General features: G+C 42.3%; 20 protein-coding genes and 1 pseudogene. 11 read left to right on the top strand and 10 right to left on the bottom strand.

Going from position 1 to position 23,188, the window contains the following annotated elements; all coding sequences use genetic code 11:
• Nucleotides 1–224 precede the first annotated feature (224 nt).
• The 4 genes from DC094_RS17715 to DC094_RS17700 are packed head-to-tail and all read right to left on the bottom strand — an operon-like array spanning nt 225 to nt 2,797.
• Nucleotides 225–1,070, bottom strand: a complete 846-nt coding sequence (locus DC094_RS17715; RefSeq protein ID WP_116688458.1) for a CsgG/HfaB family protein — start codon at nt 1,068–1,070, stop codon at nt 225–227.
• A 21-nt stretch (nt 1,071–1,091) separates the two neighbouring features.
• Nucleotides 1,092–1,517 carry a curli assembly protein CsgF gene (locus DC094_RS17710; RefSeq protein ID WP_116688457.1) on the bottom strand — a complete coding sequence of 142 codons (426 nt, stop codon included), beginning with the start codon at nt 1,515–1,517 and terminating at the stop codon, nt 1,092–1,094.
• An 18-nt stretch (nt 1,518–1,535) separates the two neighbouring features.
• Nucleotides 1,536–1,955 carry a CsgE family curli-type amyloid fiber assembly protein gene (locus DC094_RS17705; RefSeq protein ID WP_116688456.1) on the bottom strand — a complete coding sequence of 140 codons (420 nt, stop codon included), beginning with the start codon at nt 1,953–1,955 and terminating at the stop codon, nt 1,536–1,538.
• A 32-nt stretch (nt 1,956–1,987) separates the two neighbouring features.
• Entirely contained in the window at nt 1,988–2,797 is an 810-nt protein-coding gene (locus DC094_RS17700; protein WP_116688455.1) for a helix-turn-helix transcriptional regulator, read from the bottom strand.
• A gap of 365 nt (nt 2,798–3,162) precedes the next feature.
• Here DC094_RS17700 and DC094_RS17695 point away from each other — a divergent pair, with 365 nt between their 5' ends.
• The 3 genes from DC094_RS17695 (at nt 3,163) to DC094_RS22735 (ending at nt 5,827) form a co-directional block, all read left to right on the top strand.
• Nucleotides 3,163–4,521, top strand: coding sequence for an MFS transporter (locus tag DC094_RS17695; RefSeq protein ID WP_116688517.1), 1,359 nt, complete (start codon nt 3,163–3,165; stop codon nt 4,519–4,521).
• A gap of 140 nt (nt 4,522–4,661) precedes the next feature.
• Nucleotides 4,662–5,375: a single-stranded DNA-binding protein gene (ssb, locus tag DC094_RS17690; protein ID WP_116688454.1), complete on the top strand. Its 714-nt coding sequence runs from the start codon at nt 4,662–4,664 to the stop codon at nt 5,373–5,375.
• Between the two features lie 329 nt (nt 5,376–5,704).
• On the top strand, nt 5,705–5,827 hold the full coding sequence (locus DC094_RS22735; RefSeq protein ID WP_255420945.1) for a hypothetical protein: 123 nt from the start codon (nt 5,705–5,707) through the stop codon (nt 5,825–5,827).
• Nucleotides 5,828–5,842: 15 nt separating this feature from the next.
• Here DC094_RS22735 and DC094_RS22905 read toward each other — a convergent pair.
• Nucleotides 5,843–5,887: pseudogene (locus DC094_RS22905) on the bottom strand (hypothetical protein); the annotation flags it as partial.
• Nucleotides 5,888–6,308: 421 nt separating this feature from the next.
• Between DC094_RS22905 and DC094_RS17685 the strand changes: the two are divergent.
• Both DC094_RS17685 and DC094_RS17680 read left to right on the top strand, forming a co-directional pair.
• Nucleotides 6,309–9,335 carry an Ig-like domain-containing protein gene (locus tag DC094_RS17685; RefSeq protein ID WP_116688453.1) on the top strand — a complete coding sequence of 1,009 codons (3,027 nt, stop codon included), beginning with the start codon at nt 6,309–6,311 and terminating at the stop codon, nt 9,333–9,335.
• A 270-nt stretch (nt 9,336–9,605) separates the two neighbouring features.
• On the top strand, nt 9,606–9,944 hold the full coding sequence (locus DC094_RS17680; RefSeq protein WP_206605695.1) for a Fic family protein: 339 nt from the start codon (nt 9,606–9,608) through the stop codon (nt 9,942–9,944).
• Nucleotides 9,945–10,047: 103 nt separating this feature from the next.
• On the opposite strand, the gene DC094_RS17675 is transcribed toward DC094_RS17680, so the two are convergent.
• Nucleotides 10,048–10,641 (bottom strand): hypothetical protein, encoded by a 594-nt coding sequence (locus DC094_RS17675; RefSeq protein WP_116688452.1) that lies wholly within the window; start codon nt 10,639–10,641, stop codon nt 10,048–10,050.
• 396 nt (nt 10,642–11,037) lie between these two features.
• Here DC094_RS17675 and DC094_RS17670 point away from each other — a divergent pair, with 396 nt between their 5' ends.
• Complete coding sequence (locus tag DC094_RS17670) at nt 11,038–12,234, top strand: hypothetical protein (protein ID WP_158527380.1); 1,197 nt, start codon at nt 11,038–11,040, stop codon at nt 12,232–12,234.
• A gap of 471 nt (nt 12,235–12,705) precedes the next feature.
• Here the strand turns inward: DC094_RS17670 and DC094_RS17665 are convergent, their stop codons facing one another.
• Nucleotides 12,706–13,212: a hypothetical protein gene (locus DC094_RS17665; protein WP_116688450.1), complete on the bottom strand. Its 507-nt coding sequence runs from the start codon at nt 13,210–13,212 to the stop codon at nt 12,706–12,708.
• A gap of 321 nt (nt 13,213–13,533) precedes the next feature.
• Between DC094_RS17665 and DC094_RS17660 the strand changes: the two genes are divergently transcribed.
• Nucleotides 13,534–13,842, top strand: a complete 309-nt coding sequence (locus tag DC094_RS17660) for a DUF1272 domain-containing protein (protein ID WP_116688449.1) — start codon at nt 13,534–13,536, stop codon at nt 13,840–13,842.
• 94 nt (nt 13,843–13,936) lie between these two features.
• Here DC094_RS17660 and DC094_RS17655 read toward each other — a convergent pair whose 3' ends face one another.
• Complete coding sequence (locus tag DC094_RS17655) at nt 13,937–16,315, bottom strand: YgiQ family radical SAM protein (protein WP_116688448.1); 2,379 nt, start codon at nt 16,313–16,315, stop codon at nt 13,937–13,939.
• A 222-nt stretch (nt 16,316–16,537) separates the two neighbouring features.
• Here DC094_RS17655 and DC094_RS17650 point away from each other — a divergent pair, with 222 nt between their 5' ends.
• On the top strand, nt 16,538–17,290 hold the full coding sequence (locus DC094_RS17650) for a type 1 glutamine amidotransferase (RefSeq protein WP_241504089.1): 753 nt from the start codon (nt 16,538–16,540) through the stop codon (nt 17,288–17,290).
• Nucleotides 17,291–17,340: 50 nt separating this feature from the next.
• Here the strand turns inward: DC094_RS17650 and DC094_RS17645 are convergent, their stop codons facing one another.
• The gene (locus DC094_RS17645; RefSeq protein WP_116688447.1) at nt 17,341–18,084 is read right to left on the bottom strand and encodes a hypothetical protein; all 744 of its coding nucleotides are present in this window, start codon (nt 18,082–18,084) and stop codon (nt 17,341–17,343) included.
• 634 nt (nt 18,085–18,718) lie between these two features.
• On the opposite strand from DC094_RS17645, the gene DC094_RS17640 reads away from it, so the two are divergent.
• The 3 genes from DC094_RS17640 (at nt 18,719) to DC094_RS17630 (ending at nt 22,038) form a co-directional block, all read left to right on the top strand.
• On the top strand, nt 18,719–19,480 hold the full coding sequence (locus tag DC094_RS17640) for a DNA/RNA non-specific endonuclease (protein ID WP_206605694.1): 762 nt from the start codon (nt 18,719–18,721) through the stop codon (nt 19,478–19,480).
• 404 nt (nt 19,481–19,884) lie between these two features.
• Complete coding sequence (locus tag DC094_RS17635) at nt 19,885–20,388, top strand: TDE2712 family protein (RefSeq protein ID WP_116688445.1); 504 nt, start codon at nt 19,885–19,887, stop codon at nt 20,386–20,388.
• 159 nt (nt 20,389–20,547) lie between these two features.
• The gene (locus DC094_RS17630; RefSeq protein ID WP_116688444.1) at nt 20,548–22,038 is read left to right on the top strand and encodes a carboxypeptidase M32; all 1,491 of its coding nucleotides are present in this window, start codon (nt 20,548–20,550) and stop codon (nt 22,036–22,038) included.
• A 55-nt stretch (nt 22,039–22,093) separates the two neighbouring features.
• On the opposite strand, the gene DC094_RS17625 is transcribed toward DC094_RS17630, so the two are convergent.
• Nucleotides 22,094–23,182, bottom strand: coding sequence for an FAD-binding oxidoreductase (locus DC094_RS17625; RefSeq protein ID WP_116688443.1), 1,089 nt, complete (start codon nt 23,180–23,182; stop codon nt 22,094–22,096).
• Between the last annotated feature and the right edge of the window lie 6 nt (nt 23,183–23,188).

Raw genomic sequence — 23,188 nt, 5'->3', positions numbered from 1 at the left:
CAGCGTGGGTGGCTGGGAATATGAATATTTTCGGCGCATTAATTGTGTGTGTATATCGAACTAGATGCTTAAAATTAAAATCAAAGTACTAGGCGGGCTGGTACCAAAGTACCAGAGTTTTGATGTTTGATTACAAAGGTTTTTCAATTTATTTAAAGAATGAATATTTATGCTTTTTAAAAATTAACGCACCCCTCATTTGGGGGTGCGTTTTTTGATTTAAGTTATGAGTTTTCGAGGTAGGAAGTCAGTGTTGGGTGATTGCTATCTTGAGAATTTTTCAAAGACCAAAGATTTTTTTGAATACCATCAGCAACCAGTTCTATAACGGCTCGTTCGATTGCTTGTGTCAAGCAAGCCAAAATGGGTTCGTTAGTGGTGTAGCCGGTTTCTGCTTCGAGCAGTCTTTTATAGTCAATAAAGCGATAAACGCCGGCAGATAGCTCTCGGGACAAAATAGTCTTACTGGTCGTTACGCTGCTGAGTATTTGCCCCGAACGAATATCAATTGCACGAATATTTACCGTTACTTGATCTAACTGGTATTTTTCAAAGCCGCCAATTCCAAAGTATCGAGCACCTATTCCGCCGGTTTTGGTATTAGACTCATAACCAATAATTCCGCCTTCGAGTAAAACATTGGCGGCTAATAGCGGCGCAAGAGTATCTGAATGATTATTAGGTGTATCAGGCTTTTTTTGTGATGCACGGATTATTTTTCTTTCAGTTAATAAATTCTGTAACCCTTCGCGCTCTAATGGAATAAACCAACCAGAATCTTGTAATGCAGATGCTAAAATAGCTGCGCCACCTTGAGGTACTGCCGTGGAAAAATTACTAGCGGGAGAAGGCCGGTACTGCCCGGTTTGGTCGCGAAAACTGTAAATTGCAGCAACGATTTTCCCGCGAGGCGAAGGCAGTTGTTGTAAGTTTTTTCTAGTCTCACTAAATTCTGCTCGCTGGGGGCCAGTTATTGGAGGGCCAACCAAGCTTTTAACGGGTTGAAAACTACAGCCTGCAAGTAGCAATACTAAAGCCAAACTGATAATGGTTATTGTTTTATTTTTCATCGGTAGTATTTCCGTACCTGATTAATCTGAAATCAGGCCGTTGACTTCAATAATGGTTGTTTCGTCGGTGGCTAGGTCTGTGACGACAACTTGCAGCACGCCATCAATTTCTTCAATTGCGACTAAAAAATCGTCGGTAGATAGACTGCCCGTTTTACCATCACCGACGCCAGTTAATAGCTGGCTAAGTAGTCTAGATTCTAATGAATCGGTAAATCGATCCAGCGCAGATCGTTGTTTATAGCCACTGCTGCTAGGAGATTTGTGGCGACTTTGCGCTTGAGCATTACTTAATAGCTGGGAGCCATTTAAAGGACTGCCGCCAAAGTTCGGGTTGACCGGATGCCAGGTTAATTGGCCTGCTTGAGCACTAGCCAAAAAGCCTAGTAGCGAAATGCCCAATAAAGGTGTAACGAACCTTTGTTTAATCTGAGATCTATTTTTCATTGTTATCATCTCTTAATTTTACCATTCGTCTTGGGCGAGATCTTGCTGTTGAATATCTCGGCCGAGTAATAATTGTTGGATTTTGTGTTTCTTAATCGCTTGTTGAGCCTGTTTGAGTAGCTGTAATGCGCTGGCTTCGGTTTTACTGGAGGGAAATACTAGCGTTTGCACTAGCCTTTTGTGCTGCCATTCCACCCAAATTAAATTGCCTCGACGCGCAGAAGGCCGCTCTTTAATTACTAATCCCGCTTGCGCCTGTGGAAAGTAGAAGCTGCGATGCATAGAAAAAGCCTCAGCAAATCGGTGGCCAGATACCGTGATAGTCTGGTCGACTACAATGCCGGGGATTTCATCAAGTAGCTTGTCGCTTGCATAAGCGCTCAGTGGAAAAAGCAAAGCTAAGAATAAAAAGCGCTTAAATATAAAAAAAATGCGCATGATTCTGATTTCCAATTGGCTTGTTTGTTGTCTTAATTAAGAGATTGTGTTTTTTGATTGAGGTTGCGTTCTGCCCAAATAGCGGCGCGCATTCTGCTTTTAACCCCAATTTTTTTATACAGATTATAGATGTGGGTCTTGACGGTGTGGTTGCTGATATAGAGTGCCGAGGCGATTTCTTGGTTCGAACGACCGTCGGTAATTAATAGCAGTATTTGAATTTCTCGGTTAGTGAGAGTGCGCAGGCCTGCGCTTTGGCGGTTTTTATTCTCAAGCATTTTTCCAAAGAGATCACGGGGAATCCAATACTCTTGATCTTGTATGGCTTTCACGCCGCGAATAACCGTTTCAAGCGGATCATCTTCAAAGAAAATTCCATACAAGTGCATGCTAGGTAAGTGAGTTTTTTGAGCTTGCTTGCGAGAGACGTTAAATAAAGCAACGCATGTTTGAGTGTTATTCTGGTCTGCCAACTCCATTAAGCATTTTACAGCGGTGTCATCTAGCAGTTCTGCATCTACCAGATACAAATAATCCTCTGTTGGAATATGGTGCTGATCACTATATAGGCTGAATTGATTGAACTGGCCCGAGAGTTCTTGCTCGAGTACCGAAAGCAGCGCAATGTTTTGCGTCACGGGTCGACCAACAAGTACCAGCTCTTTTATGGCCATTTTTATATCTCTTATTATTTTTATGGTTAATTTTTTGTCATTCTCAACATTTTTTCGTGTGAGTACAATAGTTATTGCTAAATATTTATTTGTTTTATGCTTTAAATGATTTTTTATTGGTGTTACATGTTTATTACAGTGGTTTAAATTTTTACAATTGAGTTTCATTTGATTTTTTTATTTTAAAAAATCAAAGTTGTTCTATCAAAGGGTGTCGTTTCAACCCAAAAAAACCGTGACTCATTATGTTAGGGAATACTGATATTCCTACTGATGTATTTTGTCAGTTAGAGATATGAAGCGGAAGTATCGATCAGAATTTTTGAATTGAAGGTGTTTCAACAAACCAAAGGCAGCTTTGAAATCGAATCTATATATAAGTCATTTCTAATTTGATCTGAATTGTGCACTTCCACACTTTTAATAAGTAGCTTGGATATCTAGCGTTTCGATATCACTTAGTGGCAATAGGGTTAGTCAAAGCTGTGATAAGATGCGCCCCTTCGTAGATGACTGTTGTTTCGATAATCAAAATGAGTGCTTCCAGTCTCAGTGTTGCTGAGAAAAAAGCCACCGCATCGCTTGCCGCAATCTATGGCCTGCGCATGCTTGGGCTATTTATGATCCTTCCCGTATTTGCAGTTGAAGGTGCCCGTCTTGAAGGGGCAACTCCTGCGCTACTGGGCCTGGCGATTGGTGTTTATGGCCTATCACAGGCATTTCTACAGATTCCATTTGGCATAGCGTCCGATAAGGTCGGTCGCAAACCCATGATCATTGCCGGTTTGTTAGTGTTCGCTTTGGGTAGTTTATTAGCAGCATCTAGCGAGCATATTTATGGCGTGATCGCCGGGCGAGCTTTGCAGGGTGCCGGTGCAGTTGCTGCAGTATTAATGGCATTACTTGCCGACCTCACTCGTGAGAGTCGTCGCTTACGTGCCATGGCCACTGTTGGCATCAGTATTGGGTTATCTTTTGCTGCGGCGATGGTGGCAGGCCCACTATTAAGTGGTTGGTTTGGCCTGTCAGGTTTATTCGCGATCACTGGTGTTTTAGCATTGTGTGGTGTGGCGGTGGTGGCTTTTATTACCCCAACGCCAGAAAAACTGCAGCACCATAGTGACGCCGAAGCTTCTCCCGGCCAGCTACTGTCGATGTTAAAACACCCAGAACTAGTTCGGCTCGATTTAGGTGTAATGATTTTGCATTGCATCGTCACTGCATTGTTTGTCATGTTGCCTGGCCAAATGGTCAAGGTGCTTGACTTGCAAGTGGGTGATCACTGGATGGTTTGGTTGCCATTAATGGTGGTGGCTTTTGTCGCGATGGTCCCGTTTATTATCATTGCCGAGAAAGGCCGTAAGATGAAACAAGTTTTCTGCGGCGCGATTGCAGCTTTGGTGGTGGTTGAGTTGTTACTGGCGACTTCAATTGAAAGTAGTTGGGCATTAATCGCAGTAGTGGCATTGTTCTTTATTGCCTTTAATCTACTCGAAGCCAGCTTGCCGTCATTGGTGAGTAAGTTAGCGCCCGCTGCTTCTCGTGGTAGCGCGATGGGCGTTTATGCTTCTTCCCAGTTTTTTGGTGCATTTTTAGGTGGCAGTTTGGGCGGTTGGTTGTTAGGTCATTACGGTCAAACCACCGTGTTTTTATTCTGCGCAGCACTGTTGGTTGTTTGGTTATTATTAGCAGCGACCATGGCACCCTTAACCCACCTGACTAGAATGTTGCTAGCCGTTGGCGAAGCCAATCCAGCAGATTTGATTAATGATTTGCGCAGCAGAAAAGGCATTGCTGAAGCTGAATTATCTGAAACCGCATCGGTGGTTTATCTCAAGGTAGATAAAGACCTGCTGGATTCCGATACATTGGCACTGCTTGAAGGGGCGTGATACCGATAGTAATTTATCGTTTGTCATGCTTCGTTTGAAGCAAGTTACATTCTATTTGAATATGATATCCTTGACCGGATATACAGATCATCTACATCTTGCCAGCTGGGTACCAGCCCCTGGCGTTCAGGAGAAAGTTCATGGCCGCACGTGGCGTCAACAAAGTAATTCTGGTTGGTAATGTGGGCAAAGACCCAGAGGTTCGTTACTCGGGCAATGGCAGCGCAATTGCCAATCTGACTTTGGCGACTTCCGATAGCTGGACTGATCAATCAGGCCAGAAGCAGGAAAAAACTGAATGGCACCGCGTGGTGTTTTTCGGCAAGTTAGCTGAAGTGGTAGAAAAATATATTAAGAAAGGCTCCAAGCTTTACGTTGAAGGCAAGTTGCAAACGCGTAAATGGCAAGGCCAAGATGGCCAGGATAAATACACTACAGAAGTTGTGATTGACGGCTTTAGCGGTCAAATGCAAATGCTCGATAGCCGTGGTGGCGATCAGCAAGGTGGTGGTTACCAGCAACAGCAGCAACAAGGCGGTTATCAGCAGCCTGCGCAACAGCCACAAGCGCAACCTGCTTACCAACAACAGCCACAAGCTCAGCAGCCAGCTTATCAACAGCCAGCCGCTCAACAACAACAAGCTGCACCTGCTTACCAGCAACCTGCGCCGCAAGCTCAACAGCCTGCCGCCCAACCTGCATACCAGCAACCAGCCGCTCAGCCACAACAAGCCGCACCTGCTTACCAGCAACCGGCTCAACAGCAGCGCCCTGCAGCACAGCCGCAGCAAGCGCCAGCGGTTCAGCAGCCACCAGCAGGATTTGACGACTTTGATGACGATATTCCGTTTTAGGGAATAACTCAGAAAATAGATGACTCCTAAAACGGAATGTCATCGTCGAAATCATAAAAAAGCCAGCATTTAATGCTGGCTTTTTTGTGTGTAAAAAGCAGTTTTTAGTTGTATTGCTTTGAAATAACATTTGTTTTTATGGGTGTCGGTTGGTGTTTGTTATTTGGAATGCATGTAAAAAAATGCGTCAGTTATGTGCAATAGAATTTGTCGCTATCGTGTTTTTTGTTACTATGGCGTTTCTAATTCTAGCTCAGCAATAAATTGCTAGTTTGGTTGTGAAAGCTTGAATTGTTTCAAGCATAAGTATTCATATTAATGGAATAGAAATGATTAAGAAGTTTGCTGTTGTGGCGGTTGCTGCAACGATTTTTGCTGGTTGTGCGTCAGTACCAATGGAGAGTAAAGAAGCATCTCAAGTAGCCAAGCAGTTTAATTCCTTCTTGCATTGAATGCTGACTAAATTTAACAAGAAAATTCAGTTCATCTACAACGCTGTCGTGATATGGCATGTTGATTCCTATACGTTTTATGGTTTATTCAGGCTACTCCTGCCCCTTTTAAGACGCAAGGGTCAAATAGCGGGTTTTGTATAAGAAAAAGCTCTAGATATCAGATGCTTAGTTATTTTTGCTGAACGTTTAATCTAAATCAAGTTTTTACTAATTAACAGACTCTAGTTTGCGAATAGAGGACATAACCCTTTTGATTGCAATTTAGATGGCTAATTCGGGTAAAACTTAAGCTTCAGAGGATGAGTAGTTACAAAAAGAAATTTAAGCTGCTCCATTATCGATTAATATAAATCCTCATAAAGTATTAGATCATTGGAATATAATGGAATTTTTTGGCAAGTTAATAAGAATTTTTAACAAGTTAATATATGCGGCTTATTAGGCCAATTGGCAGCATTTTTTATAGAGATAATTTGTAATGAAAAATATACGATTATGTTTGAGTTTTTTGCTGTCTGGCATGCTATTAAGTGGCTTAAGTTATGCTGCCGAGCGACCTTTACCCGTTAGTGGTGATGCTTTTTCTTGGGTTGATGGTGAGTTGATTTATCCCAGTATTAGCCTTGATGATATTGATATATCTAGCTCTAACCGATTAAAACGCCTCCCTTTTCCTGCTGAAACAACTTTTAAGCTGCACAGTAACCCTGGTGCTAATGTAACCATTTACATTGATGTTAATGGCTACGAAGAAGGCCTCGGCAGCCATGCTATTCAAGACCCTCTTTCAGGTTATCAGCCTGCCGATGAGGCCATTAGTACGCCTTTTGATCTAGACGGTGACCCATCCAGCTTCAATGATGATGAACGTAAGCGCATTCAACAAATATGGCTTGAGCTAGCCGCTTTCTATTCTAGCTTTGATATTAACGTTACGACTGAAGAGCCTGCCGCTGATGCGTTTATTCGCACCTCGGCTGACGACTTACAGTTTGGTATTAGAGTACTTGCCGGCGGTGAACTGTTTAGCCCTTTGGTTAATTCGGGTAGCCGTGATTTTGAAAATTTAAGCGTTCAAATAAAAAATAGACGCAAAGATTTAAACCCTGCTGAATTTATTTTATCGGATCATAATCCGACTTACGGATCGGAATCTATTCCAGACAGGCGTGGGGCCGGGCACGTTCTTCTGCATGAAGTTGGCCATACTATGGGGCTGGCTCATTTGATCTCGTCTCGGGTCCATGGCGATATTGATGGTCGTGAAATTATAGGTTCAACTGGCACCGCCTCAGAAACAGCCTGGCGCACTGCTATGGGTAGTGGCGGCAGCATTCGCTTAACGCAAAATTTACTATGGGATATTCGTGATCACTTAGAAACAGGATTAACTTTTCGCCAAGATGATCACGCGAACGAATTAGCCGATGCATCAGCATTGCGTACAGAAAATGGTGAGCAGCGCGAATACGGTATTATTGAGCAACAAGCAGATCGTGATGTTTTTCAATTCACCTTGACCGAAGACAGCTATATCGACTTAACGGTTACTCCGCCAAGTTGGTCTGCCAGCCTTGATGTTTATGCAAAACTTCACGACGTTAACGGCAAAACCCTCGCCAGTAGTAATCCTGAAGCGCACATAGAAGCGTATTTTCATCAATCGCTGCCTGCCGGAACTTATTATGTATCGGTACAAGGTGCAGGCAAAAAAGGCCGGGCAATGCCAGGTACTCAAGGGGTCAATCTTGGCTATGATGACTACGCCAGTATCGGCGAATACGTTATTGCACTGTCATCTAGAGCAGACGATAACCAATCTCCAATCGCGCCAGATCTCTATGGTGTCGTTGTTGGCAGTCGCCATTCATCGATATCATTTCAGCCGCTAGATCTTGCTACTGATCCTCAGAATCAAACCTTGTCAGTGACGAGTGTCGGTCATACTGGTGCCGATTTTTATATCGCCGATATTCAAGAAAATAGAACAATTATTTATCATTCCAATAATAATTTTGGGCGTTTTTTTGGTGATGAAAGCTTCAATTATTCAATAACCGATACTGACGGTAATAGCTCAACTGCAACTGTTTTTATTGATGTATTGCCTTCAGCGCCAGCGAATGGATTAGTCGCTCAAGCAGACGAGATTAATGTTATTACCGGGCAATCTATACAATTTAATCCACGCCGTAATGACCTGCCCAGTATTAGCCAGTTAGCGATTACTACTGCCCCTACGAATGGTACGTTACAGCTATTAGATTCGGGCAATGGAAATTTTGAATACCACTCAGCGCCTGGTTTTGTCGGCACCGATACTTTCCAATATCACATTATTGATAATGCCGAAGTGAGCGCTGCAACAACGGTGACCATCACGGTATTGCCTAATCATGGTTTGCTAGCAAACGATGACCAAAAAACGGTATTAGAAGACGTTCCACACCGCGTTGATGTATTAGCTAACGACATAATGTTGACTGACGATTGGCAACTCACCATCGTTAAACTTCCGAATAATGGCAACCTAAATGTTGGATTTGATAACACATTTACCTATACCCCAAATCCAAATTTCCATGGCTCTGATACTGTTATTTATAAAATAACCAATGATACTGGATTCAGCCAAGCGACGTTGACGTATAAAGTCGAATCGGTAGAAGACCTTCCGATGGGCAAAGCTGATACTTTTGCAACGCCGTTTGAAACACCGCTAAGCATAAGAACGCGCAACGTAGTGGACAATGACGAAGATGCTGATAGCACTTCCGTCAGAGTCAACGGTGTATCAGCGGCGCAAAATGGTACAACTCACTTTGATATCAACCAGCCGATTACCTATACGCCTAACCCAGGCTTCTGCGGACAAGATACCTTCAGCTACAGCTTGGTAGGATACCCAGGAGAAGGCGCTGGTGATGTATTCGTTAGCGTCGAATGCCCTGATATCATTCTTGATGACACGACTCCAACAGCTTTTGTATTCGCGACTCAAACAAATCTTCCGTCATTGCAAAGCGTCACCAGTAACATCATTACGCTGAGCGGTATTAATACTGGTATTACTGTATCGGCGAACCAAGGCGCTAAGATACTGGTCAACGGGCAGCAGCACGACAGCATCGTTTTAAATAACGGCGATCGTTTTTCTGTAGTAGCGGAGTCTGCTGCTGAATCAACCACCGAGGCGGTGAATAAAATTATAACCGTCACCGCTGGTGCTCAAACGGTGACATGGCAGATTCAAACTGCTATCGCTGTAATTCCTGATGTCACGCCAGAACCTGATGTCACGCCAGAGCCTGATGTCACTCCAGAACCTGATGTTACGCCGACAACTACTGACGAAGGCTCGTCTAGCAGTGGCGGTGGTGGTATTCACCTTGCCTGGTTAGCATGGTTATTTTTATTAGTTGCGTTTACCAGGCGTCCGCTATTAAAAAGTATCAAAAGCAGACATGTCCATCGCGTAGTTCACGGAAAACACTTTTACTTTTAGGTGTTTGCCAATGGCCTTCAACTTGGCGATCATTGTAATCCAACTAAACCTTAGCATTGCCGTTTTTAATTGCTTTCAAGTCTTGGTTATCTTTGCTTTGAGTTATCGGCTCGTGCAAATCTAAGTCGCGCTGTGCTTGCAAAACTTTACCAGCCCACTGGCAGTAAACTCACATTAATGCTCCTTCTGAAGGTCAAGCAGGGCTATACATTGATCGCGATCCAATTGTAGGCGGCGCCCTGAAAAAAGATATTTGGGTGGATGGCGACTGTGTCGGTGAATCTGCGCCACAGATTTTCTTTTATCAGGGCAGTAGTGACGCTAGATGAAACATTGCAATATACGCTAGATAATATTGAGCAGGTGGTGGCTAAAACTAATTTTTGGCGGCGAATCGAACAGGCTCAATTAACCAGTGAGCAGATGAAAGCATTAGATAGATTATTAGATGGTGATTTTGAACAAGGCATTAGCAGTAGCCAGTATCAAAAAGTAGTTAAAGTCAGCCGTGCAACTGCAACGCGGTATTTGGCTCAACTGGTTGAATTAAAATGTCTGCAGAAAACGGCTGCAGGCGGACGTAGCACTCGGTATGTAGTTGCTTCCTAGAGCGGAATGTCGTCATTGATGTTATAAAAAGCCCAGCATTTAATGCTGGGCTTTTATAGAGTTAATTGGCTCGCTAGTTTGAGTCAAGTTAGTGATGCGTTGATTACAGTTGAAAGAAAAAATTTCCAGCTATTGAAAAATAAGTGTTGTTGTATTTCAAGCCTACTGTTTTTTCAGTGTATTTTACTGATCCAACCTGAAATTGCATCCAATACCAGCGATATTCTGCAATTAATCCCGTTGCATTTTCGTATTGTTCTTTATAATTGTCGACATAAGAGCCTTGCGTCGTATACACATCATTTGCAGTGAGTTCTGGTGAAATATGGTAGGTCAAGCCAAGGCCAAACCGATGATCACCGGTTTGATAGTATGGGATGACGTTAATAATATTAGCTTTGTGCTCGATATCTGCAGCGTTAGTTTTGTAGGCTAATGTGCTTTTGATTCCGAAAGGGCTCTCTGGGAGTTGATAAGCGAGTCCTCCACCAAAGCCAAAGCCTTCCATCATGCCAATGCTAGAGCTTGAGTCGTTGTTCTCGTAGCTGCGTGTTCCAACGCTATCGCCGCCTAAAAATACACTTGCTTCCAATACAATGTTTAGGCCAGGTTCAATGTTACCTTGCACACCAGAAGACCCTGCAAACACTGCATTGCTAGATATTAACAGCATTGCAGATGTGATTATTTTGTACATGTTTTTACTTCTTTTAGGAAAAAACGCGGCATATTATATCTTATATGAATCTGTGTGAGCTACAAAAAATATCTAACGGATAGTTAAGTGGATATTTCCGATATTGGTAAATGAAGTATCAGAACAGCTTTGCTATCAGATGACCAAATCAAACCGAAGCGGCTATACTGCGAAATATCATTTCTTGCGTTGAAACTATTGCCTATGCCTTTCGGTTATCACAGAAAAAAAATTTTACCTCAAACAGAAAGTATGTCTTGGTTGCTTTCTTTGATGCAGATCTTTATTCAAAAGTTTTCATCGACAATTAATAGTTGTACAGAAATTAATTTTCTTAAGAGATTTGAGGAGGAATTCCAAGGTTTTTTGAAGAAAAATAATTTTCATGATGCATATATGATGATATACCAGTTGCGTCTATTTTGTAGTGATAATAGCGGTGAACTCACGCTTCGTTGTTTAGATGGCAGTATTTCAGATGAACCGATTTTAATTGATGGTTCTGCTAAAGAAAAAATAAAATTGCAGTGTGATAGTTTCTTTATGGAATATTTTAATAAAAAAACAATTGAAAGTGAATCGGTTGATTCGGCAGCAGGTGTGGCAATCATTCACCGAATTTGGCTCGGTAAATTTCCGGATGAACAACAGTTGCTGCTGGTCGCTATGGCCAATCGACGCATTGCAGCTCAGTGGAAAAATAAAAAAAGTGTGACGCATTACTTATGGACTAATAACCCAGGGCTTTTAGCGCTGTCTGATAAAAAGCTACACGGTGTTTTTCAAATTATGGATATTCGTGTATTACTTGAACAAGCTGACTTGGTTTGTGATGTTGGACACCGAGCGATGTCATTTTTAGCGTGGCGGCAATATGCTTATTGTAGTGATATGTTAAGAGTGTTGCTAATGTACTTTTATGGCGGACTATATCTCGATTTTAGCTGGGTTAATTCTGAAACAAATGCATTGGAAGACTTTAACCCTAAAGAGTCTTCAGTAAAACTCTATCAAAAAGCTATCGATAAACCAGAGTTAGCCACTTTTTATAAAAAGCCTTTTGTTCTTGGGGGTGATAGTAAAGAAATAGATTATTTTTTTAATAATTATAGAACAAAAAATAATCAGAGCCAACCTTCAGGGTTCTTTCGTCCAAGTCATTATATAGATAATAATGTTCTCTATGCTGGTCGAGCGAGAAGTGCTTTTTTTAGCGATGCACTACATAGTATGAATGATGCGCTATCAAGCAACGATTTTTTAAAAGAATATGGAGGGTTGTTAAAAACAGTGCATAAAAGCCATGCTGTAATCGGCGCTGATATTTATCATGAGATAGCAAAAAATGTAAACCCAGGAGTGGTGAGTTTGTTTTTTGGTTTGATTTTTCCATCGATGCGACATTTTTATCAAGCACGAGATAATGCACCGTTATCATTAGAGCTTCCTGAAGAAAATTGTTTTTATATTGGTCAAGGGCCTAAGTATTTAAAATTATTACCACAATTTGGTTTGATGAAGCTAGAACAACGAAGCTGGAATAAGATGAACCCAGCGTTGCAGGGAAGTGTTGAAGCGCCGGGTTGGCTCTAATTAGATAGAACAATAAACTATACTGGCTATGCTAGAAAAAATTTATGATTTATATCGCTGCATATCGAAATAGAATTATCGGCCAGCTATTTTATTAAAATTAAAAAACAATTTTAATGTTTGTTTTTTTATGCTCTTAAGTATTTTTCTGGTTCTAAGTTATCATCTTTAGCACATGGGTTTCGGTTTATCGGGTTTAGCATGACCTCCACGGATGGAGGAAATGCAGAAAAATGCCGGAAACATTTTCTGTCGGCGTCGCCCTAATCAGTACGTCAATGCGTTTCTTCTCCGAAATAACGGCTCGGAGTAAGTGGCTATCACATGGCCACTTACTCCGTTATATTCGTCAAGTAAGGCGGATTCCATATGCAGTGAGAGTGGGGCTCTAAAGCTTACTCAGATGTTCAGAGATAAACTGGAATATGATTTAATGCCGACTTCCTTATTTAAAATTGCTAATGATGACTATTAACCTTGGCTAGATAGATCATTCAACAACCTTAAAATTTCATTGATGTCGTGTTCTTTAAAAGCAAAGAACCCATCAATGCTGCCCATCGAAATGACGCGTTCATCTTTAATAAATTTGGTTTGAATCATAAATTTCAGATGATTGAGCATCAAGCTAATCTGTTGATCTTTTGTTTCAGATGTCACTCGCATTTTCAAATTTAATAATTGCTTGAATTTAGCTGCATCTTTTTCATAAATTTTTAGATGGTTTTCATTGTCGGTGCCAGGATCAGTCGTCAATAATAAATATAAGTTAGTTGTGCCTGCATCTTGGTCGCTTTCTGTGACAATAGTTGTATGAACCATGTCTGTCTTTTTAAGTTTATATTTCTTATTAAATGGATTTTGATCATATTCATAGCTAGTAATATCAGCTTGAACACTTTTTTGGCTAACAGTAACACAGCCTGAGATTGCCAGCGTTAAACCTAATAAAATGGAAATGATCGAAGTCTTATTCATCAATTGGCCTGCTATTTTTGAGGTGGTTGATATTAGATTGTTGAAATGATGTTTCGCCGATATGTCGGCATTAAACGGTATTTATTGTTACTTCTCAAGCGAGGATGGTGATTTTGTGAGCATGTAGTGAATTTGATAACACAGCGAAACCACGATTGCGGCTATGACTTGATCTGGTAAGCCATTGGGTTGTATAAAGATGCGGTGAACTAGGCACTCGAATACGAGTGCTTCAGTGCTAGATATATCAATCGCGATAGCGATTCAACTGAAGTCCTTGTGTATAAGGCACCATCATTCTGAGATAACGGGGAGCCTGTAATGCTGCAATTACGTCCAAACTGTGAACACTGCGATAAAGATCTGCCTGCGGACTCAACTGAAGCGATGATCTGCACTTATGAATGTACTTTCTGTAAGAGTTGCGTTGAGCAGGTGCTTAAAAATGTTTGCCCTAACTGTGGTGGTGGTTTTTGCCAACGTCCGGTTCGCCCGCTGACTGAGCGGCGCAAAGGCCTGAGCCGATTGCATCAGCCTGCTTCTGATGTTCGAATCTTAACCAAATACTCTGAAACGCAATTAAGAGCATTTGCTGATGAGTTCTGTCGGGTTTTGCCTGAGAAGCGCTGATCAAAAATGATGGATAAAAAAATGCCAGAGTCACTTATATTTAGCGACCCTGGCATTCACATAAAACTTTTAAAACTATCTAGCAGTGGTTTATCTATCTGGATTTACGCTGCTGTCTACTTTTCGCAGCGGTGGGTCCATTCGTCCTTTGGCCGTTATTTCTTGATCCGGTCGACTGGGAAGGTTTTGCCTTCTTACTCTGGCCTGAATTACCACCTCTATTGGCGCTATCGGCTGAAGCAGCGGATTTTTTCCCAGCTGTTTTTTGACCGTTGGATTGCTCAAACATCTTCTGGCGGCTGAAGTGATCTTTGCTGCCAGCAGCGGTACGGCCCTTACCTGATTTTCTGCCAACGCCGCCTTGATGATAGCTAGTGTTTTGTTCCGGCTGTTCATCAATTAACTGGCTTGCACCATCGCCAATCAGATCCTTGCGATGCATTTTAATTAATGCATCTTTAATTAACTGGTGGTTTGCTGGATCGTGATAACGCAAGATTGCTTTGTGAAAGGTGCGCTGCTCTTTTTCCCGAGGGATATAAAGTTGCTCGCCTTTTTTATATTTTAAAGCTTTTAGCGGATTGCGATGGGAATGGTACATGGCGGTGGCTAAAGACATTGGTGATGGGTAAAAGGTTTGCACCTGATCGACTTTTAAATCATTACGCTTTAACCAAAGCGCCAGATTTACCATGTCTTCATCTTCACAGCCTGGATGTGCTGCAATAAAGTAAGGAATTAAATACTGCTTTTTACCGGCGGCTTTGGAATATTTATCAAACATTTGCTTAAAGGCATAATAGGTATCCATGCCCGGCTTCATCATTTTATTTAATGTGTCGCCTTCGGTATGTTCTGGTGCAATTTTTAAATAACCGCCAACATGGTGAGTTACCAATTCTTTAACATATTCTGGGTCGCGCACTGCCAAGTCGTAACGAAGGCCCGATGCAATTGAAACCGTATGCACGCCATCAACCTTACGTGCTTTGCGATATAGTTCGGTCGTGGGCTTTTGGTTGGTGATTAGGTTTTCGCAAATCGTCGGATAAACACAAGATAATTTACGGCAGTGGGATTGAATTTCATCACTTTTACAATTCAAGTGATACATATTCGCCGTCGGCCCACCTAAGTCGGAAATATGCCCGGTAAAGCCTGGGGTTTTATCTCGGATTTGTTCAATTTCCCGCACTACAGATTCTTGCGAACGACTTTGAATAATTCGCCCTTCGTGCTCGGTAATTGAACAGAAAGTACAACCGCCAAAACAGCCGCGCATAATGTTGACTGAGAAACGAATCATATCAAATGCAGGAATTTTCGCCTGACCGTAACTTGGGTGAGGCTGGCGCTGGTAGGGCAGTTCGAATACCCGGTCTAATTCGCTGGTTTCGAGTGGGATGGGTGGCGGGTTAACCCATAATTCTTGCTTGTCGTGCTTTTGCACTAATACATGGGCATTGTGCGGATTTGATTCTAGGTGCAATACCCGTGAAGCATGGGCGTAGAGCACAGGATCTTTATTCACCTTGGCAAATGAAGGCAGTCGAACCCAGGTTTTATCGTGATTGAGTCGTTGCTTGCCAGCAATCGGTGCTGGAATTATTCGAATTGGTTGTGCGACATCTTGATCGGCGTTGGTACCACTGGTGGCATTACCGACGACATCATCATTCTGTTCTGGGTAGTAAGGGTTGGAGATTGCGTCGATATGACCGGGCCAATCGATGCGGCTGGAATCAATTTCGGTCCAACCTTCTGGTAAGGCGGAGCGCATAATGGCGCTACCACGAATATCAGTCATTTCAGATATTTTTTTGCCGCTAGCCAAGCCGTGAGCCACTTCAGCCAGCGAGCGTTCGCCATTGCCATACAGCAGCATATCAGCAGTCGAATCGACCAATACCGAACGGCGTACCTGGTCACTCCAATAATCATATTGGGCAATTCGGCGTAAGCTGGCTTCAATACCACCAATCACAACCGGAATGTCACCAGCAATTTGCTTACAGCGCTGTGAATAAACGGTAACAGCGCGGTCTGGGCGTTTGCCGCCTTCTCCGCCAGCTGTGTAGGCATCGTCATTACGACGTTTCTTTTCGGCGGTGTAGTGGTTGATCATCGAATCCATATTGCCAGCAGCAACGGCAAAGAACAGATTCGGTAAACCCAGTTTTAAAAAGTCATCGGTGTTACGCCAGTTCGGCTGGGAAATAATCCCAACTCGAAAGCCTTGGGCTTCCAGAAAGCGGCCGCAAACGCCCATTGCAAAGCTAGGGTGATCAACATAAGCATCTCCGGTGACAAAGATAATGTCGCAACTATCCCAGCCCATATCATCCATCTCACGACGAGACATCGGCAGATAAGGTGCTGGGGTTAGGCATTCAGCCCAATATTTTGGGTAACTGAAAATATCCTTGGCAGTTTTGCGGGATATAGCGGGTGACTTGGCTGGCAGGGCGGACATAACTGAAAGACTTCAACTACAAAAATCAGCCGACTAGTATAACGGAATTCGATCGCATTGTATTGGCAGCTGTTTTAGTGCGAGATCAGCGGTAATTTTTTTGAAAATATTGCTTATGCATATGATAATGCTCAAAAGCTGCATCGCTTGCTGTGCCTTTGGCTGGGTAGCGGTTGTAAATAAATAGCCAACAAAACTGGCAAAGTAGTCGTGAGGTCGCTTGTGGATCAAAAACCATCGTTGCAAAAGTCTCAGTTAAAAATCCTATTGTTACAGATTCGAAATGAAACCCTAACCCGCCAAGAAGAGCACGTTAGCTTCGCTCGGTATAGTGGTTTAAGGCTAGATCAAATCGACATTCTCAATGTGTTTGATACCCCGCAATTCTCCCCGCAAGTGCTTGATGGTTACGATGCATTAATGGTGGGTGGTTCCAGTGAAGCCAATGTACTCAAGCCTGAAACCAATCCTTTTTTAGAATCGTGCCGGGCATTAATGCGTTCCGCAGTTACCAGGCAATTGCCGACTTTTGCTTCGTGCTTTGGTCATCAATTGGCCGTGCAGGCACTGGGCGGTGAAGTAGTTCACGATGAGACGGATTTTGAAATGGGTACGGTGCCGATTGGCTTGCGCCCGGCGGCAGCGAGTGATCTTTTGTACCACGACACGCCAGACCAGTTTTTAGCAATTTCAGTCCATCAGCAGCGTTCGGCCACTGCGCCTGAAGGCTGTACAGAATTGGCTTGGACCGATAACTGCTGTCATTCATTTAAAGTAGACCGTGCGCCATTTTGGACTTTTCAGTTCCACCCAGAAGTTGATAAACAAACCTTAATTGACCGGCTAACTTTGTTCCGCGAGAAATACACCCGTGACAGTGATCACTTACAGCAGGTATTAGATAACGCGGTCGAAACCCCGGAATCTAATGTGCTGGTGGGTAAGTTTATTGATCGGGCGGTTTTACGATTATAAGGTTTTTAACCTGCCTAATTTCTATCAGTTACCACGCTTGTTCGAATGCTCTAGATGGTGTAACTAACTGGTGTATCATCGATGTTTTTAAATATTGAAATGGTATGCCGGTCACTTAACGCACCTTGATAAACTAGTCGTAAATAGGCATCCATAAACTTACATATTTTAGCGGAGTCTCGTATGCTTTTTATTGGAAAAACAGCAACGCCTAAATTAGGGTCAAAGAATAGAAAGAAGTCTTTAGACTTTATTGCGCACTGAGCATGTGAGCTGGTTCCAAATGTTCCAATTTCAAAATAATGATTGTTGTATTTTTGAAAAGTTCCTGCTGAACTTATAAATTTTCCGCTATTGCGGATTTCTTCGCAAAATACCATTTCTTTTTGCAATATTAATTTTGACAAGTCGCTTGATGAAGAAAACAAAGAGATGTGACCTTCATTTAAAGTACGGCGTGTATCATCTCCAGAATAATAACCTTTCCCTAATTTTGTTGTTCCTCCCAATGTTTGCATGTGCATGTATCCACGAATTTTCCCTATCCCTTCGGCTGATGTGATATCACTGGTAAAGTTAGAGAAATCAAACTTTTTCTCCATTAACAGCATATTTAATCCAAAGCATACGCCTCTTGTTATGTCAGTATTGCTTGAAACAGAAACGGATTCTGCAGAGCCTATTTTTTTTGCTGAGAATCCGCTGTAAAGAGATAATATCTCTTTCTGATCAAAGATTAGTGGATTGGTTCCATTGTGTTGTTCAGTAACTTTGGTAAAAAAATGACGGTTCATTATTTATTCAACATAAAAAATAAATTGAATGGAAAAGTATCAGGTATGTTGTTAAATGAAAGTGGTCATTTACGAATGGTAGAGCAAGCTATCTAACTGGTTTACATTAAATTATCCTTAATTAAAGAGTTGTTGGTTTTCAAATGGTTAAATTTAAAAATTAGAAAGATAAATGTGTGTTTTCTGTGGAGGCGTAGAAGTTTGTTGCCTGTGAGTTAAGCTATATTTGTTGTTGGCAACAAACCATTGAAGGTTGTCAGGTGAATAGTTGAAAAGGCTGGTGCAATTCAAGAGGCGTGCGCTGAAGGATCGTGTCGATATAACATTACTGCTTATCTCTATTTGTTAGAGCAAGCCGTCGACTAGGCTATGGTGGCTGAATTTATTCAGTTTTGATAAGAAAACTCATTGTCTGTAAAATAAAACATTAACCTGTCATTTTATTTAATATGAATTTCTCTATAGAAAATTATCAAATTTGACCTAAAGCAACGCAAGCTTGATTGCTGCCAATTCCCAGTGCTCCCACGCTTAATAAATTAATCAATACGCTTAATATCTCTTCCCATCATTAGTGTTCAGCCATTAGCTGATTACTTATCCCAATTATATAGGAAAGGGAGAGGTGAGAGAGGTGAAGTTAAGAAGTATCTTGTCGCTGGGTGTAATTTGGGGGCTAGGAATGAGTGCAGGCCTGCAGGCTGAAGACTTTACCTGTAATGGCCATGTTGAGTTTGGTATTCCTGCTCAAGCCGATCAATACCTCTGCCGTGATGGCTATGCAGTGGGTTATGACTACCAAACCAAAAACCCAGCTTGGGTGGCCTACCATATTACTGGTGATGGTGTTTCTATTCGTAATCGCCGTAGCAATAGCTTTAAACCTGACAAAACAATCCCTTCCCAGTATCGTGCTAATTTAAGTGATTACAGTAAGTCTGGTTACGATCGTGGCCATATGGCACCTTCAGCAACGATGGATTACACGCCTAAAGCAGGAAAAGAAAGTTTCTTATTAACCAATATGGCACCGCAGTTACCAGGTTTGAATCGCAATGGTTGGCGTTTTCTGGAAAAAGAAATTCGTGAATGGGCAGTTGATCATTCCGAGCTGTATGTTGTAACGGGTCCAATTTATTACGGTGGGCCAAGCAAATATATTGGTGACGGCGTTGCAGTGCCCGATGCTTTCTTCAAGGTTGTATTTGACCCGCTAGCATTTAATGCAATTGCTTTTATCTCACCGCATCAAAAGATCAGTAAGGCGGATTTAACTAGTTTTATCACTACGGTTGATCATGTTGAGCAAGTGACTGATATGGATTTTAACCAGTTGCTGAGCAAGAACTACGAAAATACCATGGAATCGACTCAATGGAGTTTGAGCGATTGGTAAGTTGAGCAGCTGAAATGATTAATCAATCAACTAAGCACAATCAGTCATTTATAAGGTCACGATCTTATTTTTCTGGCGGGGGCTATGACTTTTTTATAACCAATTGGTCATACAAATAAATAGTGAAATTTCAATCGACTAAAGGTCGGTTTCGATAAATGGTTAACAAAAAAAACCAAGAGTTCCTGAGCGTATCAGCTTGACATGGCGGTTAGTGGTTGCCAGACATAGATTCTGTTGCCCCTGATCAATCTCGGCAGGGCTACCTCTATTTACTCTAAGCAGTATTAGAGAATTTGTTTTGGGTACTTGCTGGGCGCTGTTGAGTGCAGGCAAGGCTTGGGTTATTTAACAGCAGCACTGCCAGGCTTTAGTAGCTATCGGTAGATGCGGGAGTTAGCGTTATGTCGATTAAATTAAACATGGAAGTAATGGAGCTGATCCACTTCTTCTGGCAGTCCAGTGTTGACCGTGAAAAATTATCTGATTTGTACATCAACACCATTGCTGGCCACCCTACCATGAAGCCTGTGTATAAAGACGGGTTGTTTACTCATGAAACGGTACGCCGTGCACTGAGCGCTATCAGCAATAAAGAGCGTTTCCACCCAGAGTGTGTTGCAGAAGGTCGTTTCTGGAACAACACCATGTGGGCTGTGGAAGATATGAAGCTGATGAACGCTATGATGCAGCCATTAAAAATCATGAATCTGAGTGAGCTGGAAGGTGAACTTGAAGGCGATTTTGAAGTTGTGATTCTGCCAATGCACCTTGATGAATACATTTTGAAAGGCAATACGCTGATGATTAATTTCTTCTGTATCGAAGGCGATAAAGAAGGTAGCCCTTTGAAGATGGAAGACGTTTTACTGAAAGAATGGATCAAGAGCAAGCTGGCTGCAGCTTAATTTGATCGCTAGATTCAACCGCGTTCTGCAGTGATTCAGAGCGCGGTTTTTTTGTGCCTGAATATTTATTCCTGCACCTTTTTACTTTACTGATTTTCTCTCTCTTTTTTATCAGTGTCGGTATAATTGGTTATCTTTTACAAAAAGAGCCAAATATTTATGACTGCCTACCAGCAATTATCTTCCCGTTTTCATCGACTTCACCAATTATCCCATCTGCAAGCAATGGTTAGCTGGGATGGCGCAACTATGATGCCATCTGGCGGCAATCAAGCGCGCGCCAATGCAATGGCTGAACTGGGTGTAATCATCCATCAGCAAATGGCTGCAACAGATCTGAGTGAATTATTTAAGCAAGCCAAAAAAGAATCGCTAGAGCCATGGCAAGCGGCTAATTTGCATGAAATGCACAACAGCTGGCAGAAAACGAATGTACTGCCTGAAGATTTGGTGCGGGAAAAAAGTCTGGCAGGAGCAAAGTGTGAACATGAATGGCGCAGCCAGCGCGGTGAAAATAACTGGGCGGGTTTTGCTGAAAATCTTAAACCGGTGGTAGAGCTCACTCGAAAAGAAGCTGAAATCCGAGCTAAAGCAACTGGCTGCTCTCGCTATGATGCGCTGTTGAATGTATTTGAACCGGGCATGACCACTGAAAAACTGGATAAGATTTTTGGCCAAGTAAAAAGCTGGTTACCTGAACTGATTCAAAAGGTGCAGCAAAAGCAAAAAGCAGAAGCGCTTATTCAACCGCTAATAGTGCCGCAAGGCCCATTTCCTGTAGCAGCACAAGAATCTCTTGGTCGTGATGTAATGGGCTTGCTAGGTTTTGATTTTAATCGAGGCCGGTTGGACATCAGCATGCACCCTTTCTGTGGTGGTGTGCCGGAAGATGTGCGAATAACTACCCGTTATGATGAAGCCGATTTTACCCAGTCATTAATGGGAATTGTTCATGAAACCGGCCATGCACGTTATGAACAAAACTTGCCATTAGAATGGATTAGCCAGCCAGTGGCTCGTGCGCGTTCCATGGGAATTCACGAAAGCCAGTCGCTATTTTTTGAAATGCAATTAGGTCGCCATCCGGGTTTTCTGGAATTAATTTTACCTAAAATAAAGCAGCACTTAACCGATCAGTCAGCATTAAGCTTAGAAAATTTACAGACTTTATATACTCAGGTAAATCCAGGAAATATTCGAGTCGATGCCGATGAAGTAACTTATCCAGCGCATGTGATTTTGCGTTATGAAATTGAAAAAGCATTGATTGAAGGTGAAATGGAAGTCGATGATATTCCAGCTGTTTGGAATCAAAAAATGCAGCAGTATTTAGGGTTAAATACTGAGGGCAACTTTAAAGATGGCCCGATGCAAGATATCCATTGGACTGATGGTGCGATTGGTTATTTTCCAAGCTACACCTTAGGTGCGATGTATGCGGCACAGCAGTTTTCCACCATTCGAAAGCAGTTGCCGAATGTCGATCAGATGATTGCTAAGGGCGACCTAGCGCCAATTTTTGACTGGCTGCAGCAGAATATTTGGTCACAAGCTAGCCGTTATGACACCGATACCTTGATTGAAAAAGCGACTGGCGAAACGTTAAATCCGGAGTACTTTAGACAGCATTTGGAAAATCGGTATTTGTAAAATTAAAAAGGCGAAAACCATTATGGTTTTCGCCTTTTTTTAGTTCAAATTGTTTTTACAAAACCATCTCGCCATCGCTCTTAAGCGTTGAGCAACAAGCTAAAAATGCGCCTTGTTCTTTTTCTGCTGGCGTTAATGAAACATCGCTGGTTGAAGTAACTTCAGCAGTGGAAGATGTAACTTTACAGCTACCGCAAATGCCTTGGCGGCAAGCACCAATAATTGGCAATCCTTCTTTTTCCAATGCTTCTAATATGGTTTGGTCTTCAGAAATCTGAACCAGTTTTCCATGATTGGTTACGTTGAGGCTAAAGCTAGTTGTTTCTTTGGCAGTATCTTCTTCAACAGCAACGGGCGCTGCTTCAAGCTGAGGCCCACCAAAGCTTTCTTCAAAATACTGGCCTTCAGGTAATCCCAAATCACTGGCCATTTTCTTAACGGCTTTCATGTAGCCTTCTGGGCCACAAACAAACCAGTTACGGGTTTTCCAATCTGGGCAGATAGCTTGCAATTTGTCCTGGTCTAGTAAACCGCTCCATGCTGAACAAAGTGCTTCTTGTTCTAGTACAAATTCAGTTTGGAAGTTGGCATGTTTTGCTGCCATGTCGTCTAACAGCCAATGGCAAATAATGTCCATTTCGCTGCGAGCCGAATGAATAAATTGAATGTCGGCATTTTCAGGTGCGGTATCTAACAGCCATTGGCTAATAGATAACATCGGTGTAATGCCGCTACCGGCACTTAACAGCAGGCATTTTTCAGCTGAAGTGTCGATGCAGTTAAACTGGCCTTCTGGGCCCATTGCAGTAATTTTATCGCCTTTCTTCAGGTTTTCAGCCAACCAATTAGATACTACGCCGCCAGGTATTTGCTTGATGGTAATACCGAGTGCGTAAGGGCGAGAAGGCGACGAAGAAATGGTATAACTGCGATAAACCGGCTTGCCGTCAATCTCTAGTTTTAGCGTGACAAACTGGCCTGGTTTGAAATGGAACCGAGTCGCTTCAATGCCACGGAACCAATAGGTATTCACATCATGAGTCTGACTATCTATGCGACTGCAAACCAGTTCAATTTCACCTTTTTCCCAAGGTGTCGCTGAAAATAAATCTGCGCTAACGATCTGTTTGCTGTTGGTGCTCATAATGCA

Source organism: Pelagibaculum spongiae (assembly GCF_003097315.1).
In the GTDB taxonomy this organism is placed as follows: domain Bacteria; phylum Pseudomonadota; class Gammaproteobacteria; order Enterobacterales; family Pelagibaculaceae; genus Pelagibaculum; species Pelagibaculum spongiae.
This window is presented reverse-complemented; position numbering and strand designations above follow the sequence as displayed.

What these genes read in the sequence shown, in the direction of transcription:
- DC094_RS17715 (WP_116688458.1), bottom strand. Translation starts at nt 1,070, where the DNA reads ATGAAAAATAAAACAATAACCATTATCAGTTTGGCTTTAGTATTGCTA.
- DC094_RS17710 (WP_116688457.1), bottom strand. Translation starts at nt 1,517, where the DNA reads ATGAAAAATAGATCTCAGATTAAACAAAGGTTCGTTACACCTTTATTG.
- DC094_RS17705 (WP_116688456.1), bottom strand. Translation starts at nt 1,955, where the DNA reads ATGCGCATTTTTTTTATATTTAAGCGCTTTTTATTCTTAGCTTTGCTT.
- DC094_RS17700 (WP_116688455.1), bottom strand. Translation starts at nt 2,797, where the DNA reads ATGAAACTCAATTGTAAAAATTTAAACCACTGTAATAAACATGTAACA.
- DC094_RS17695 (WP_116688517.1), top strand. Translation starts at nt 3,163, where the DNA reads ATGAGTGCTTCCAGTCTCAGTGTTGCTGAGAAAAAAGCCACCGCATCG.
- ssb (WP_116688454.1), top strand. Translation starts at nt 4,662, where the DNA reads ATGGCCGCACGTGGCGTCAACAAAGTAATTCTGGTTGGTAATGTGGGC.
- DC094_RS22735 (WP_255420945.1), top strand. Translation starts at nt 5,705, where the DNA reads ATGATTAAGAAGTTTGCTGTTGTGGCGGTTGCTGCAACGATTTTTGCT.
- DC094_RS17685 (WP_116688453.1), top strand. Translation starts at nt 6,309, where the DNA reads ATGAAAAATATACGATTATGTTTGAGTTTTTTGCTGTCTGGCATGCTA.
- DC094_RS17675 (WP_116688452.1), bottom strand. Translation starts at nt 10,641, where the DNA reads ATGTACAAAATAATCACATCTGCAATGCTGTTAATATCTAGCAATGCA.
- DC094_RS17670 (WP_158527380.1), top strand. Translation starts at nt 11,038, where the DNA reads ATGATGATATACCAGTTGCGTCTATTTTGTAGTGATAATAGCGGTGAA.
- DC094_RS17665 (WP_116688450.1), bottom strand. Translation starts at nt 13,212, where the DNA reads ATGAATAAGACTTCGATCATTTCCATTTTATTAGGTTTAACGCTGGCA.
- DC094_RS17660 (WP_116688449.1), top strand. Translation starts at nt 13,534, where the DNA reads ATGCTGCAATTACGTCCAAACTGTGAACACTGCGATAAAGATCTGCCT.
- DC094_RS17655 (WP_116688448.1), bottom strand. Translation starts at nt 16,315, where the DNA reads ATGTCCGCCCTGCCAGCCAAGTCACCCGCTATATCCCGCAAAACTGCC.
- DC094_RS17645 (WP_116688447.1), bottom strand. Translation starts at nt 18,084, where the DNA reads ATGAACCGTCATTTTTTTACCAAAGTTACTGAACAACACAATGGAACC.
- DC094_RS17635 (WP_116688445.1), top strand. Translation starts at nt 19,885, where the DNA reads ATGTCGATTAAATTAAACATGGAAGTAATGGAGCTGATCCACTTCTTC.
- DC094_RS17630 (WP_116688444.1), top strand. Translation starts at nt 20,548, where the DNA reads ATGACTGCCTACCAGCAATTATCTTCCCGTTTTCATCGACTTCACCAA.
- DC094_RS17625 (WP_116688443.1), bottom strand. Translation starts at nt 23,182, where the DNA reads ATGAGCACCAACAGCAAACAGATCGTTAGCGCAGATTTATTTTCAGCG.